The 13242-nt window shown below is 69.7% G+C and carries 16 protein-coding genes, 1 tRNA gene and 1 pseudogene; 9 read left to right on the top strand and 9 right to left on the bottom strand.

Annotation, left to right across the window (positions count from 1 at the left end; genetic code table 11):
• Nucleotides 1-121 precede the first annotated feature (121 nt).
• The 3 genes and pseudogenes from ACGFY5_RS35670 to ACGFY5_RS35660 form a co-directional block, all read right to left on the bottom strand.
• Nucleotides 122-421 (bottom strand): annotated as a pseudogene (locus ACGFY5_RS35670) (carboxymuconolactone decarboxylase family protein); the annotation flags it as partial.
• A 9-nt stretch (nt 422-430) separates the two neighbouring features.
• Complete coding sequence (locus tag ACGFY5_RS35665) at nt 431-937, bottom strand: DUF4865 family protein (RefSeq protein ID WP_392727308.1); 507 nt, start codon at nt 935-937, stop codon at nt 431-433.
• A complete protein-coding gene (locus ACGFY5_RS35660) occupies nt 937-1485 on the bottom strand; it encodes a TetR/AcrR family transcriptional regulator (RefSeq protein ID WP_392727305.1) in 549 nt (182 codons plus the stop codon). Before ACGFY5_RS35660 ends, ACGFY5_RS35665 begins: the two co-directional genes overlap by 1 nt.
• Before the next feature lie 54 nt (nt 1486-1539).
• On the opposite strand from ACGFY5_RS35660, the gene ACGFY5_RS35655 reads away from it, so the two are divergent.
• Genes ACGFY5_RS35655 through ACGFY5_RS35645 form a run of 3 tightly spaced genes read left to right on the top strand, consistent with a single transcriptional unit; the run spans nt 1540 to nt 2631 of the window.
• Nucleotides 1540-1851: a hypothetical protein gene (locus ACGFY5_RS35655; protein ID WP_392727304.1), complete on the top strand. Its 312-nt coding sequence runs from the start codon at nt 1540-1542 to the stop codon at nt 1849-1851.
• A 49-nt stretch (nt 1852-1900) separates the two neighbouring features.
• A complete protein-coding gene (locus ACGFY5_RS35650; RefSeq protein WP_392727302.1) occupies nt 1901-2218 on the top strand; it encodes a hypothetical protein in 318 nt (105 codons plus the stop codon).
• A 2-nt stretch (nt 2219-2220) separates the two neighbouring features.
• On the top strand, nt 2221-2631 hold the full coding sequence (locus tag ACGFY5_RS35645) for an MmcQ/YjbR family DNA-binding protein (protein WP_392727299.1): 411 nt from the start codon (nt 2221-2223) through the stop codon (nt 2629-2631).
• Here the strand turns inward: ACGFY5_RS35645 and ACGFY5_RS35640 are convergent.
• Nucleotides 2571-3323: an MOSC domain-containing protein gene (locus tag ACGFY5_RS35640; protein WP_392727296.1), complete on the bottom strand. Its 753-nt coding sequence runs from the start codon at nt 3321-3323 to the stop codon at nt 2571-2573. The two genes, ACGFY5_RS35645 and ACGFY5_RS35640, sit on opposite strands and share 61 nt — an antisense overlap.
• 6 nt (nt 3324-3329) lie before the next feature.
• On the opposite strand from ACGFY5_RS35640, the gene ACGFY5_RS35635 reads away from it, so the two are divergent.
• The gene (locus ACGFY5_RS35635) at nt 3330-4166 is read left to right on the top strand and encodes a helix-turn-helix domain-containing protein (RefSeq protein WP_392727293.1); all 837 of its coding nucleotides are present in this window, start codon (nt 3330-3332) and stop codon (nt 4164-4166) included.
• Nucleotides 4163-4564 carry a VOC family protein gene (locus tag ACGFY5_RS35630; RefSeq protein WP_392727291.1) on the top strand — a complete coding sequence of 134 codons (402 nt, stop codon included), beginning with the start codon at nt 4163-4165 and terminating at the stop codon, nt 4562-4564. The genes ACGFY5_RS35635 and ACGFY5_RS35630 overlap by 4 nt, the downstream gene beginning before the upstream one ends.
• 46 nt (nt 4565-4610) lie before the next feature.
• On the opposite strand, the gene ACGFY5_RS35625 is transcribed toward ACGFY5_RS35630, so the two are convergent.
• The gene (locus ACGFY5_RS35625) at nt 4611-5720 is read right to left on the bottom strand and encodes an acyl-CoA dehydrogenase family protein (protein ID WP_392727289.1); all 1110 of its coding nucleotides are present in this window, start codon (nt 5718-5720) and stop codon (nt 4611-4613) included.
• Nucleotides 5721-6189: 469 nt separating this feature from the next.
• Between ACGFY5_RS35625 and ACGFY5_RS35620 the strand changes: the two genes are divergently transcribed.
• The 4 genes from ACGFY5_RS35620 (at nt 6190) to ACGFY5_RS35605 (ending at nt 8830) form a co-directional block, all read left to right on the top strand.
• Nucleotides 6190-7263: a TauD/TfdA family dioxygenase gene (locus ACGFY5_RS35620; RefSeq protein WP_392727286.1), complete on the top strand. Its 1074-nt coding sequence runs from the start codon at nt 6190-6192 to the stop codon at nt 7261-7263.
• Between the two features lie 437 nt (nt 7264-7700).
• Nucleotides 7701-7773, top strand: a tRNA-Gln gene (locus ACGFY5_RS35615).
• Between the two features lie 16 nt (nt 7774-7789).
• Entirely contained in the window at nt 7790-8569 is a 780-nt protein-coding gene (locus ACGFY5_RS35610) for an inositol monophosphatase family protein (protein ID WP_392727285.1), read from the top strand.
• Nucleotides 8570-8611: 42 nt separating this feature from the next.
• Nucleotides 8612-8830: a hypothetical protein gene (locus ACGFY5_RS35605; protein WP_392727282.1), complete on the top strand. Its 219-nt coding sequence runs from the start codon at nt 8612-8614 to the stop codon at nt 8828-8830.
• 146 nt (nt 8831-8976) lie between these two features.
• Here the strand turns inward: ACGFY5_RS35605 and ACGFY5_RS35600 are convergent, their stop codons facing one another.
• Genes ACGFY5_RS35600 through ACGFY5_RS35585 form a run of 4 tightly spaced genes read right to left on the bottom strand, consistent with a single transcriptional unit; the run spans nt 8977 to nt 13236 of the window.
• Nucleotides 8977-9789 (bottom strand): carbohydrate ABC transporter permease, encoded by an 813-nt coding sequence (locus ACGFY5_RS35600; RefSeq protein ID WP_392727279.1) that lies wholly within the window; start codon nt 9787-9789, stop codon nt 8977-8979.
• Nucleotides 9782-10825 carry a carbohydrate ABC transporter permease gene (locus ACGFY5_RS35595; RefSeq protein ID WP_392727277.1) on the bottom strand — a complete coding sequence of 348 codons (1044 nt, stop codon included), beginning with the start codon at nt 10823-10825 and terminating at the stop codon, nt 9782-9784. The genes ACGFY5_RS35600 and ACGFY5_RS35595 overlap by 8 nt, the downstream gene beginning before the upstream one ends.
• A complete protein-coding gene (locus ACGFY5_RS35590; protein ID WP_392727275.1) occupies nt 10826-12076 on the bottom strand; it encodes an ABC transporter substrate-binding protein in 1251 nt (416 codons plus the stop codon). It abuts the gene before it with no gap.
• Nucleotides 12077-12135: 59 nt separating this feature from the next.
• Nucleotides 12136-13236: an ROK family protein gene (locus tag ACGFY5_RS35585; RefSeq protein WP_392727273.1), complete on the bottom strand. Its 1101-nt coding sequence runs from the start codon at nt 13234-13236 to the stop codon at nt 12136-12138.
• Between the last annotated feature and the right edge of the window lie 6 nt (nt 13237-13242).

Here is a 13242-nt window from a genome sequence, read left to right as displayed (position 1 = left end):
ACGCCGAGATCCTCCGGAGCGATGTCGCCGAGGACGGTGCGGATCGCCGGTCGAGCACCGGCGCCGCGGCCCGGAGGCCGGCCAGCGCCTTCGGCACGCCGACGTACGGCGCGAGGTGTACGAACACCTCGACGATCTCCTGCGGGGTCATGCCGATCCGCAGGGACGTCTCGACGTGCCCGGCGAGCTGCGGCTCCACCCCGCCGAGCGCGGTCAGCGCCGCGAGATTGGCGACCTGCCGGTCGCGCAGGCTGAGCCCGGGCCGCTGGTAGGTGCCTCCGAACAGGACGGTGACCAGCCAGTCGGGGAAGCCGGGGGCGCGCTTCTCGAGCCCCTCGAGGAGCTCGGTGCGGTACCGCTCGTTCTGCAGTTCGGCGAGTAACGCGTAACCGGCTTCGCGGTCGAGCGTGGCGTCTTCCATGGGTTCTCCTCAGAGTTCGGGGGTGCTCAGGTGGAGCACCTCGTAGGTGGTTCCCGGGTGCGTCGCCTCGCCGAGCGTGAAGCGAATCAGCGACCAGGTGTGGGTGTCGACGGCCAGGGCGGTCGAGTGGACGTCCGGACCGACCGTCAGGTCGTCGAGCGCCTGCTCGATCGCGGCCGACGGATCGCCCTCCGGCAGCGGGATCTCCTGGCGGGTGGCGGTCCGGGGTGCGGTCGCCGGGCCGCGGGCGAAGCCGAGTCCGATCCACTGCCGGACGGGCGGACGCCAGAAGTCCCGGACGATGTTCGCGAAGCCGCCGCCGTAGAGGAAGCGATTCATGCCCTCGACGTCGTTCCAGAGGTAGAACGGCGCGTACGAGTGCTCGCCGATCAGGTAGGCCTTGATGCGCAGGCCCGGGAAGTCGTCCAGCGCCGATCCGCGGGTGGCGACGCGGTGACGGATGATGCCCATGTCGTAGTCGGCGGGCAGGTTGAGCTCGTACTGCATGGCGAGCATCAGCGCCGCCCTCCGAGCAGGGCGAGCGCGCCCTCGACGGCTCGGGTGAAAAGCTCGGGGGAGTCGGCGGACCGGGCCAGGACGTAACCGCCCTGGACCACCGCGACGAGGGTGGCCGCGACGTCGTCGGGATCGAGACCGGGCGCGAGATCGCCTTCCGTGATCAGTTCGCTGATCCGCGATCGGAGCCAGCCGAGCGTCTCCTCCAGTGGCTCCCGCAGGTCGGGGCTCGCGACGATGTCGGGGTCCTGGGTGAGGCGGCCGACCCGGCAGCCGCGAAGCACCTCGCGGTCGCGGCGCAGGTAGGCCGCGATCCGGTCGTACGCCGAGCCGGGGCCGCTGAACTGCTCCTCGGCGAGGGCGCGGAGTTCGCTCGCGCTGCGGTCGATCGCGGCCCGCGCGAGGTCGGGCTTACCGGTGAAGTGGTGGTACATGCTGCCCTGACCGGCGCCGGCCCGCTGCTGGATCGCTTTCGGGCTGGTGCCGACGTAGCCGCGTTCCCAGAGCAGCTCCTGCGTGCTGGTGATCAGGCGTTCGGAAGCGTCCATGACCCTACTGTACATACTAGTAGGTACAGGCGTCCAGCCGAATACGATGGGCGCGTGACGATTCCTACGGACCGGCTGTTCGACGGTTGGTGCCCGGATCCGGAGCACCAGCGGCTCGAAGAGTCGATCAATCCGGTCAGCGAGCGGGACGCGGGATGGTGCGCGCAGTGCCAGGCGTGGTGGGCGCCGGACCCGTCGTGGCAGGTCGGCATCGAGTCGGTCGACCTCACGGTGCCCGGCCGCGGCGGTGACTTCACCCTCTGGCGCGTCGACGCGGGGGAGCTGAACGCGAGCCGCGGCGGGGTTCCTGCTGTGCTCGCGCGCTACCGCGACCAGACGCTGACCGGCTGGGGCGAGGTCGAGTGACGGTCGTCGAGCAGGTGGCCGCCCGGGTCTTAGGTCTTAGGGTGGCGGCATGACGCCGGACGAGTGTTTCGACGACATCCTCGACGAGTTGGCGCCCGAGGGTGTGCACACCGCGAACATGTTCGGGAGCCGGGCGCTCAAGCTCGAGACCAAGGTCTTCGCGGTGGTGCACAGCGACGACGCGGTGTTCCGGCTGGGCCGCGGGACGCCGACCCACGCCGATGCGCTCGCGCTGGACGGTGCCGAGCTGTTCGACCCGTCCGGAAAGGGCCGGGCGATGAAGGACTGGGTGCGCGTCCCGGCCGAGCACACCGACCAGTGGCTTCCGTTCGCGGTCGCCGCGCTCGCGTTCCTGCGGGACGCCTAGAGATGGCTACCTGGGACGACGTGCGGCGGCTCGCGCTCGCGCTGCCGGAGACCGCGGAGGGCACCTCGTACGGCAACCTGGCCTGGAAGGTGCGCGGCACGACGTTCGTGTGGAATCGGCCCGTGCACAAGGGTGACGCCGAGCCGATCCTCGGAGTGCACGTCGCGGACGAAGGCGTGAAAGCGGCGCTGATCGCCGACGACCCCGACGTCTACTTCACGATTCCGCATTTCGACGGGTACCCGTCGGTGCTGGTGCGGCTGGAGCGGATCGGGGTCGACGAGCTGGAGGAGGCGATCACCGAGGCGTGGCTGCTGCGCGCCCCGAAGCGCCTGGCTGCCGCGTTCAGCGCTCAGGCCGGCTCCAGCACGTCGCCGACGCGGATCACGCCGGGTGACACGACGTCGGCGTAGACGCCGAAGTGGATCCCGCGGCCGAGCTCCCCGACCGACACGCCCCGGTACCCCTTGATCAGGTGCAACGTCTTCAGATCGACGTCACCCCCGTCGGGGTTGCGGGTGGTGGCCGCACACCGCGGCACCGGCCCACCGACGCGCACTCGCGCCCCGCCCACCCGGAACTCGGACTCGGCCCAGCCGTCCTCGGCGTGCGGCGCCGCGCCCGCGAACCCGATCGACATCCGGAAGCGTCGCGCGTCCACCGACACCAGCCCGGCCTGCGCGGCCAGTTCGGCCACCGACGCGTCGCCGAGCAGCGTCAACGCGTGCACGTCGGTACCGCCGTTCGGCTCATCGGCGTGCACCAGCCGCACCGGCTGGCCGGCCACGTCGCTGAAGAACTCCGCCCACGGCCCCAGCACCTCGTGCGTCGGCACGGTCTTGAGCGAATAGAAGTCGGCGAGCACGGGCGGGCCCAGATCGACCGGCGCCCGCACGTCCGCCACTGCCAGGACGTCGTCGGCGAACGACGCCCTCAACCCCAGGAACGCTCCGGTCCGCGACGCGGAGAACAGCTTTCCGGCCGCGTCCACCAGGAAGAACTGCCGGTCACCGACGATGCCCGTCGGCGTCACGGTCACCGACGGCGGATGGCTCGCGTTCAAGCCTTTGACAGGGACGACGGTCAACGAACTGACGTGCATCATGAAGACATGGTGGTCGACGAATCGGTGCGCGGCAGGCCTGCCCCGGCGCTGCGGCCGTACGTCGCCTGGTATTCGGGCTATCGGCAGGCCGGTGTCGCCCCGGCGCGGCACCGTGGCCTGCCCTCGCCCTACCTCACGCTGATCGTCACGATCGACGATCCGCTCGTCGTCGAGGCGCACCCCGACCCGAACCAGCCCGGCGCCGAGTACACGACGCTGGTGGGGGGCCTGCACACCGTCCCGGCGCTGATCACGCACGACGGACGGCAGTCGGGCGTGCAGCTCGCGCTCCGGCCCCTGGGCGCCAGGGCGCTCCTCGGGTTGCCGGCGGGCGAGCTCGGCCACCTCGACGTCCGTGGAGAGGACGTGCTGGGTCCGCTCGCCGCCGAGCTGCACGAACGCCTGCGTGCGGCGTCTACCTGGCCGGCGCGTTGGGCAGTCCTGGACGCCGTTTTCTCCAAGATCTGCCGGCCCGACAACACCCCACCCCCCGAGGTCACCGAGGCCTGGCGGCTCCTCGTCGGCGGCGCCCACACGGTCGCCGAGGCCGCTGACGTCGTCGGCTGGAGCGCACGACGCCTCTCCGACCGCTTCGGCACCGAACTCGGCGTCTCCCCGAAGGCCGCGGCGAAGATCGCCCGCTTCGACCGCGCCCGGCGCCTGCTGATGACCGGCGACCGGACCGTGGCCGACGCCGCTGTCGCCTGCGGCTACTACGACCAGGCGCACCTGGCGCGCGACTTCCGCGACCTCGCCGGTACGCCGCCGAGTCAGTGGCTCGCCGAGGAGCGCCGATTCGTCCAAGCCCCGGACGACGTCACGAGGGAAGACTCCCGGTCATGACTACTCCTGTTCCCACCGTCTGGCCCACGCTCCGCGCCCGCGACGCCCGCGCCCTGATCGACTTCCTCGTCTCTGCCTTCGGGTTCGAGGAGGTGGTGGCCTACACCGCCGATGACGGCGCCATCCACCACGCCGAACTCGCCTGGCCCGAGGGCGGCGGCGTCATGCTCGGCCAGGAGCGCGACGACCCCGACAACCCGTGGACGCTCCCGCCGGGCTCGTTCGGCGCCTACGTCGTGACGAGCGCCCCCGACGCGGTGCACAAGCGGGCCGCCGCGGCCGGTGCCGAGATCCTCAAGGAGCCCTACGACACCGACTACGGCTCCCGCGACTTCGCCGCCCGCGACCCCGAGGGCAACCTCTGGTCGTTCGGCACCTACCCGGGGCACGGACGCTAGAGCGGTCCCGTTCGGGCGAGCCCGCGACCGCCCGAACGGGACCGCTTCACGCGCCGAGGATCTCCGCGCCGATCTGGCCGGAGAGCACCTCGGTGGAGTACGCCATCAGCTGCCCGGCCTCCGCGTCGCGCAGGTGCCGCTGGATCGGCGAGGTCTTCAGGTAACCGGAGGCCCCGCCGATCCGTACCCCGAGCTGCGCCATGTCCACTGCCACCCGGTTGGCCAGCAGCTTTGCGCGCGACAGGGCGCCGATCGTCGACGGTGACCCGCTGTCGGCCTGCCACAGCGCCGTGCGGAAGTACGCCTTCGCTGCTTCGAGTCCGCTCTCGGCCGAGGCCACCTCGAACTGCACCCACTGCTGGTGCGACAGCGGCTCGCCCTGGATGATCCGGCCCCGGGCGTGCTCGACCAGGGCCCCGAGCGCTGCGTCCGCGATGCCGAGTGAGATCGCGGGGAGTCCGGCGGGGATCGCGGCGAAGTCGAACGGTGAGAGGCCCCGCCCGCGCCGATCCGCCCGCAGCAGCGTGGCGTCGAACGAGAGCAGTTGGCTGCGCGTCGCCCGCAAGCCAAGCGTGTCCCAGATCGGGATCGTGGTGACGGTTTCGTCCGGCTCGACGCCGAAGAAGGTCGGCACGCCGTCCACCAGCGCGTTCACCAGGAGGTGCTGAGCGATTTCACTGCCGGAGACGAACCGCTTCGCGCCGTCGAGCGTCCAGCCGCCCTCGGCCGCCACGGCGTGCTGTTGCGGCATCAGGAACGTGTTGCCGCTGGCCGGCTCGGACAGCGCGTTCGCGAACCGCGCGCCGCCCAGGAACTCGTCCGCGTAGTAACTGCCGAGCGTGGGCGCGGTCAGCTGGGCGAGGGCGATGCCTGCGCCCGCGTGCATCAGGAAGATCGTCGCCGTCGACGGATCGGCCTGCGCGAGCACCCGGATCAGCTCGCCGAACGCCTGATAGCTGACGCCGTCCCCGCCCACGTCGGCGGGGAGCACGGACCGTTCGACCCCGGCGTCGGTCAGCGCCCGCAGGTGCTCGACGGGAATCTCGGCGCGCTGGTCGTAGTCCGCGGCGGTGGCCGCGAAGTTCTTGGCGAGCTCGGTGACGGTGTCCAGCAGAGTCTGCTCGCGCTCGCTGAGCGCAAAGGGGCTCGTATTCATGCTGCCACTATGGACGGTCCCGGCTCGTTAAACCCCGATGTATTGACTTGTCCCCATTAGGTCGTTCTTACTCTGCGTGGCGTTGCCGGGTGCACGGTCCGTTGGGGGACGGCGTGAGAATACTTCTGGGGATAGGTGTGCTGGTCGTGGCTGCTGCGGCAGCCGGGCGCGTACTCGCGGTGACGGGCATGCCGTTGCCGATCTACATCGCGATCGCCCTTGGTGTCGCTTTCGCCGCTCCGTTCGGGATCCGGAGCTGGCATGTGCGCCACCCTGATCGCTGCGAACACTGTCGCGGCCGCGGTGCGACGACGTTCATCGCCGCCCGCCGGTTACGGACGCGAATTTGTTCCTTCTGTCACGGCAGCGGCCGCGTAAGCATCTGACGCGTCATTTTGTTCTCCCCGCACATTTACGTGCGGTCCATCCCACTCATACCCTGACGTCCGGTCGGCTGAAGGGAACCCGCATGACTTCGACGACGCTCTCCCCGGTTACCGGTCCCTCTGCGTGGCGCGGTGACCAGCTACGACACGACCGCACCTGGATCTACCACCTCAACGAGGCCGAGGTCGCCGAGCTGGAGGCCGTCGGACGGAAGTTCGTACTCGACGACCCCGATCTGCGCACGGTCACGCGCGAGGACTACCCCCTGCCGGTCTGCGCACCCGCCATCGAACAGTGGGGGTACGACATGTCGCGGGGCCGCGGGTTCGTGCTCATCCGCGGCTTGCAGACCGAGCTGTATTCGGACGCTCTGTCAGGCGCCATCTTCTTTCTGACGGGGCTGCACCTCGGGGCGCCGATGCAGCAGAACGGCATGGGCGACCTGATCGACCACGTGGTCGCGACCTCGGACAAGACGATGGACGACCCGACGGCCAAGTCCGCCCGGGTCCGCGACAAGCTGGTGTTCCACTCCGACAGCTCGGACGCGGTGGCGCTGTTCTGCCTGCGACCGGCCAAGCAGGGCGGGGCGTCGAGCCTGGTGTCGGGCGCGCAGATCTACAACGAGATCGTGCAGCGCCGTCCGGATCTGGCTCCGCTACTGCTCGAGCCTGTGCACTTCGACTGGCGTCGGCAGGATTCGGACGCGCCGTCGAACACGTACGTGTCACCGATCGTCAGCATCGTCGACGACGTGTGCAGCATCTACGCCGGGTCGACGTACATCCTCTCGGCGCAGAACTACCCGGAGGTTCGCCCGCTGACGAGCGCGCAACTCGAAGTGATCGAGATGTTCGACGCGATCACGTACGAGCCCGGCATGGCGCTGGACATGGACTTCCAGCCCGGGGACATCCAGTGGGTGTCGAACTTCGCGGCGCTGCACTCGCGTACCGAGTTCGTCGACTACCCCGAGTGGCAGCGTCGCCGGCACCTGCTGCGGCTCTGGCTCGAGCGGGACCGGGACCGGCCGCGGGTGCCGAACTTCGGCAAGCCTGTCGTCGGCCGTTCCGAGAAGCGAGCGGACGAGTTGGCCACGATTCCAGACGTCGGCCAGTTCTCGGTGAAGACCGCTGTCATCCCGCGTCCCGTCTGATCCCTGTACTCCCGCGGCGCCCCGGAAATTCGTTTCCGGGGCGCCGCTCTGGTTCGTACCCTGGAACCTGTCAGCACGCAGAGCACCGACGACGACCGGAAGGAGCGCACGATGATCTCGCTTCCGGTTCAGCAGCAGGAGCATCGGCGGGAGTAGCGCGCGGATCGTCGCGCCAGAGCCTCCTCGCCGCCCTCCCGGATCCCCGGGACGGGCGGTTCTTCTTCGACAGATGGCTGCCGCGGGCCGCGCGTTCGCGCGAGCGGCGGCCACCACCAGCGCGAGGCCCCCGTGGCTCATCACCCGGGGAGCGCCGCCGGGCTCGTTGCGCCCAGCCGCGCCGCCCGCGCTGGTACCGGCCGGCGGGACCGCTACCCCGCCGGCCGGCCCACTTCGCGAAGCAACGGTCCCGGCCCCGGCAGCCGGTCCGCCGCGACCAGTGCGGGCTGGTGTAATCCGGCAGCACGACCGGCTCTGACCCGGTCGGTGGGGGTTCGAATCCTCCGCCCGCAGCAATAGAGTCGGTCCGGTGATCACGGACGCGGAGCTGGCGGTGACGGCAGCGCAGTCGGGGGCCGCGGTCGTGCGGTCGCTGCACGGAGCCGCGCTGGCGCGGATCGACAAGGGCGGCGGGGACTTCGCCACCGAAGCCGATCTGACGAGCGAGCGGGCCATCCTCGAGGTCCTCCGCTCCGCCCGCCCGGACGACGCGATCGTCGGCGAGGAGAGCGGACGGTCCGGTGAGTCCGACCGCGTGTGGCTGGTCGACCCGCTGTGCGGGACGCTGAACTACGCGGCGGGCACCACGCTCGCCGCGGTGAACGTCGCCCTGCGCGGCAGCGCGTCCGCGTCCGCCGACCCGTTCACCGGCGAGGTGTTCTGGACCGACGGCGTGCGTGCCTGGGTGCGCCGCGACGGCGTCGACGAACCGCTCACCCCGTCCGCCGAGTCGGCGCTCGTGGACGTCGACGTGGACCCACCACACCCGAACGATCCCGCGTTCCGCACCGTGCGCCTGCTGTCCGATCCGGGGTTCGCCGCGCTGTTCCGGCCGAGGGTGGTGTCGACGTCGCTCGCCCTGGTCTGGGTCGCCGCCGGTCGTCGCGCCGCATACGTGGCCGACAACGATCTCCGCGACAACGTGCACTTCGCCAGCGGCATCGCGCTGTGCCGAGCAGCCGGCTGCATCGTCACCGGCCTCCAGGGCCAGCCACTTCACGAGGGAGTAGGCGGCCTCGTCGCCGCCGCCGACCGCCCCACCCACGAAGCCCTCGTCGCCCTGATCGCCGGTCAGTTCGCCGAGCCGTGATCACCGTCGAATGTGGATCGACGCTGGTCCTATTCTCGGTGCATGTTCGCCCCGTCGACCACAGCCACGCCGCGATGGCGACTCGGGGTCGACGCGCTCGCGTGCTGGCGTCCAACGGACGCGCGTCTCCCGCTGCTCTGGCAGACCTATCTGAACGTCTGGGGCGGCTTCCTGATCTCGGAGTACATCGACGAGGAGCTCGCCGCGATCGGCGCGGAAGTGGGCCTCACCGCGGACGAGGTAGACGACGGCACCGCCTGAACGCGTACCCGGCCGGTGTCGACCGGGTACGCCTGCGTGAGCTGATCCGCGATCTGTACCCGCGGAGCCCCCGAATCGCCGACCGCCTGACCCGCTGGCACGACGTCGGGGTCGCGACCCTGCTCGGCACCGCGCGCTGACCGCGATCAGCCTTTGGTGCCCGTCAGGGCGATACCCTCGACGAACTGGCGCTGCATCACGACGAAGACCGCGATCACCGGCAGCGACGCCAGCAGTGAGCCCGCCATCAGCACCGGATACTCGGTGAGGAACTGCCCCTGCATCGACGCCAGACCCGCGGACAACGTCATCTTCTCGGGGTCGTTGTTCACCACCAACGGCCAGAAGAAGTCGTTCCAGGACCAGATCGTCGTCAGGATGCCGAGCGCGATCATCCCCGGCCGCGCCAGCGGAACCATCACCGACCACCAGATCCGCAGCGGGTTCGCTCCGTCCAGACGCGCGGCCTCGTCCAGCTCGGCGGGCAGGCCGAGGAAGAACTGACGCAGCAGGAACGTGCCGAACGCGCTGAACAGTCCGGGCACGATCAGTGCCGGGAGGCTGTTCAGCCAGCCCAGGTCCGCGATGATCTGGTACTGCGGAATGATGAACAGCTGCGGCGGCACCATCAGCACCGACAGGAACAGTCCGAACAGCACGGTGCGTCCGGGGAACCGGAGCCGCGCGAACGCGTACGCGGCGAGCGAGCACAGCAGCACCTGTCCGATCGCGCGGGCTGCGACCATCACGACGGTGTTGAGGAACTGGGACCCGAACGGCACCAGCGCGAACACCCTCGAATAGTTCTTCCACTGCCCGTCCGGCACGATCGTCGGCGGCACCGACGTGGCGTGTTCCAACGTCTTGAGCGACGTCAGGATCTGCCAGATGAACGGCGCGACCATCGCCAGCGCGCCGATCGTCAGCAAAAGATGCACGAGCCCGAGCCGTCTAGTCATAGGTGACCCACCGCTTCTGGAGGCGGAACTGCACAGCGGTCAGGGCGACGATGAGCGCGAGCAGAATCATCGCGATCGCGGCGCCGTAGCCCTTGTCGTTGTTCTGGAACGCCTCGGCGTAGAAGAGATAGACGATCGTCTCCATGCTCTCGAAGGCCGGGTTGGCCCGGGACGCCTGGTTCGAACCACCCGCGAGCACGTAGACCAGGTCGAACAGCTGCAGCGATCCGATCACCGACACGACCGAGACGAAGAAGATCGTCGGGGAGAGCAGCGGCACCGTGATGCGGAAGAACTGCTGGATCGGGCCGGCGCCGTCGATCTCCGCGGCCTCGTAGTAGTGCCGAGGAATGCCTTTCACGGCGGCGATGAAGATGACCAGGTTGTAGCCCAGCCCCATCCAGATCCCGACGATCACCATCGCGATCAACGCGGTGCGGGAATCGGCGATCCAGTGCGGTCCCTGGATGCCGACCAGCGACAACAGGTAATTCAGGATGCCGAAGTCGCCGCTGTAGATCCAGCGCCAGATCATCGCGACCGCGACCGGCGTCGTCACGACCGGCAGAAAGAAGAACGTGCGGTAGACGGCGACGCCGCGCAGTCCGGGGCGGGAGAGCAACGCGGCCACCACGACCGCGATCGGGATTCCGATCAGTCCCAGCGCGGTGTAGGCGAGGGTGTTGATCAGCGACCGGCCGACTTCCGGGTCGCTGACCAGCTCCTGGTAGTTCGCGAGCCCCACCCATTCCGAGGGCCCGCCGAACGGGCCGGCCTCGGTGAACGAGAGGTACGCGGTCTGCAGCACCGGCCAGAGGTAGAACACCGCGAGGCCGATGCCGGTCGGGGCGATCAGCGCGTACCCCCACGCCGCTTCGCGCCAGTCCGTGCGCCGGCGGGAGCGCCGCCGCGGCCCTCCCGCCGCGGCGGCGCCGCTCTCCGCGCCGCCCGATCCGGCGGCAGTCGTGTCGCGCGCGGCCGGCCCGGCCGTGGCGGGCCCGCGCACGGACCCGCCGCCGGTGTCGACGAGTGACACCTACTTTTCCTCGGCCAGTGCGTCGTCCATCGCGGTCGCGAGCTCCTTCGACGCGGCCGTGACGTCGGCCGTGCCGTTCCAGGCCGGCGTGAGGTACTTCGTTTCGAGCTCCTGCCAGGCGGCGGTGTTACGCGAAACCGGGTAGGGCACCGAGTACTCCACCTCGTCGAGGAACGCCTGCAGGTTGAACTCGGGGTGCGACTTCACCCAGGCGTCCTGCGTGCCGTTGTACGCCGGGATGACGCCGTTCTTCGCGAGCAGTTCCGCGGCTTCCTTCGAACCCAGGTACTTCACGAACTCGGTCGCCGCGGCCGGGTGCTTCGACTTCGCCGAGATGACGTTGGCCAGGCCGTGGATGATCGTGGCGCGCTTCTTGCCCTGCGGCAGCACCGCGACGTCGGCGCGGGTCTTGGTGTACTCGTTCGTCGAGAACTCCGCGGCGTTCCACGAACCGCCGTAGTACATCGCGATCTTGCCCGACTCGAACAGGTTGATCGCCTGGGTGTCGGTCAGCGTCTTGAGGCTGGGGGACTGGCCGGCCTCGATCAGGTCGGTCCAGAACTTCAGGCCCTCGATCGTCGCGGGGTCGGCGTACCCCGACTTCTTCCCGTCGTCGGAGAGGACGGTGCCCCCGGCCTGGTAGATGGTGTTGTACTGGTACTCCTGCGCCGACGTGAGCGTCGAGCCGATCGCGTACTGGCCCTTGGCCTTGTTCGTCAGCTTCGCCGCGGCGGCCTTGAACGTGTCCCAGGTCCAGGTGTCGTCCGGGTACTTCACCCTGGCGGCGTCGAAGAGCTCTTTGTTGTACCAGAGCCCGACGGTGTCGAAGTCTTTTGGTAACCCGTAGGTCTTGCCGTCGACCGTGTAGAGGTCGACGAGCGACTTCGGGTAGTTACCGGCGTCGACGTCCTCCAAGGGACGGAGCACGCCGTTCGTCGCGTACAGCTGGAAGTTCGGGCCGTTCATCCAGAACACGTCCGGCGCGGCGCCTCCGGTGGCGGCCGCCTTCATTTTCGTCCAGTACGTCTCCCAGGGGCTGAGCTGGACGTTCACCGTGATGTTCGGATGAGCCTTCGTGAAGTCGGCGGCGAGCTGCTGCATCGCCGGCACCTGGTTCTTGTCCCAGACCGCGTACGAGATCGTCGCTTTTGCGTTCGGGTCGTCGTTGGTGTCGGAGTCGCCACTACACGCGGCAGCGGCCAGCACTGCGACCACACCGACCAGAGCGCCGGTACGTCGGAACCATGACATGGGGAGGAGTCCTTCCACCGCGTGGGTTGGGACTATTAATGGACTCCATCAAAAGGATGTCAAGAGTGCAGGTGAGGCTCTACATGGTTGAGCGCGAGTTTTACCGCACCCAGTGCGACGCTCTCCTCACCCAGCGCTGACGCCAGCACTTCCGGCGTCCGAATGCAGTGCTTGTCGAGCTCTTTGCGTAGTGGCTCGAGCAGGACGTCGGCCGACCGCGAGAAACCACCGCCGAGGACGACCATCTGCGGGTCGAGCGCGAGCACGAGCGCGGCCGTACCGACCGACAGGTCGCGCACGTAGCGCCGCACGGCACCGAGCGCGGAGCGGTTCCCGCCGCGGGCCGCCGCGAACAGGTCGCCGGCTTCGCCGTCCCACGACTGCAGGTGCTCCTGCGCGCGGATCCAGCCGACGTTCGGCAGCGCGCCGATCTCACCGGCGGCGCCGCCGAAGCCGCGGTGCAGCTTGCCGTCGATCACCAGCCCGACGCCGGTGCGCAGACCGGCCAGCAGGTGCACGAAGTCCTTCGCGTACCGGGCGACGCCGCACCACTGCTCGGCGAGCGCGGCCAGCCGGCTGTCGTTGTCGACGACCACCGGGCACTTGTACGTGTCACCGAAGTGTTGCGCCAGGTCGAGGCCGGTCCACTCGGGGATCGCGACCGACAGCACCACGCGGCCGCCGGCGTCGATCAGTCCGCTGCTGGCCACGCCCACGGCCCACAGTTCGCTGCCGGGGAGCCCGGCCCCGCGGAGGGCTTCGACGGCCACGGCGTCGGCGGCGGCGAGTCGTGCCGAGCGGCCGGCTTCGGCGTCCACCGAGGCCTGGGCGCGGCCCAGTACGGTGCCGTCGAGGTCGGTGACCAGCGCGCGTACCCGGTGCCCACCGATGTCGACGCCGAGCGCGTGACCGGCGTCGCCGCGGAAGCGGTAGCGGCGCGCCGGCCGTCCCATCGCACCCGCGACCGGTGGCACCTCGGCCACCCAGCCCTGCTCGACCAGCGCACCCACCACGTCTTCGGTGGACGCCCGGGAGAGGCCGGAGCGGGCCGCGAGTTCGGTGAGCGTCGCGGAGTCGCTTCCGCGGAGCACGCGAACCATCGCCAGCGAATTGAGCTGACGCAGACGCGACAGGTCGCCGCCCGCGATCTCCTCGGCCATCCACAC

The sequence above is a fragment of the Cryptosporangium sp. NPDC048952 genome (genome assembly GCF_043197895.1).
Classification (GTDB): Bacteria; Actinomycetota; Actinomycetes; order Mycobacteriales; family Cryptosporangiaceae; genus Cryptosporangium.
This window is presented reverse-complemented; position numbering and strand designations above follow the sequence as displayed.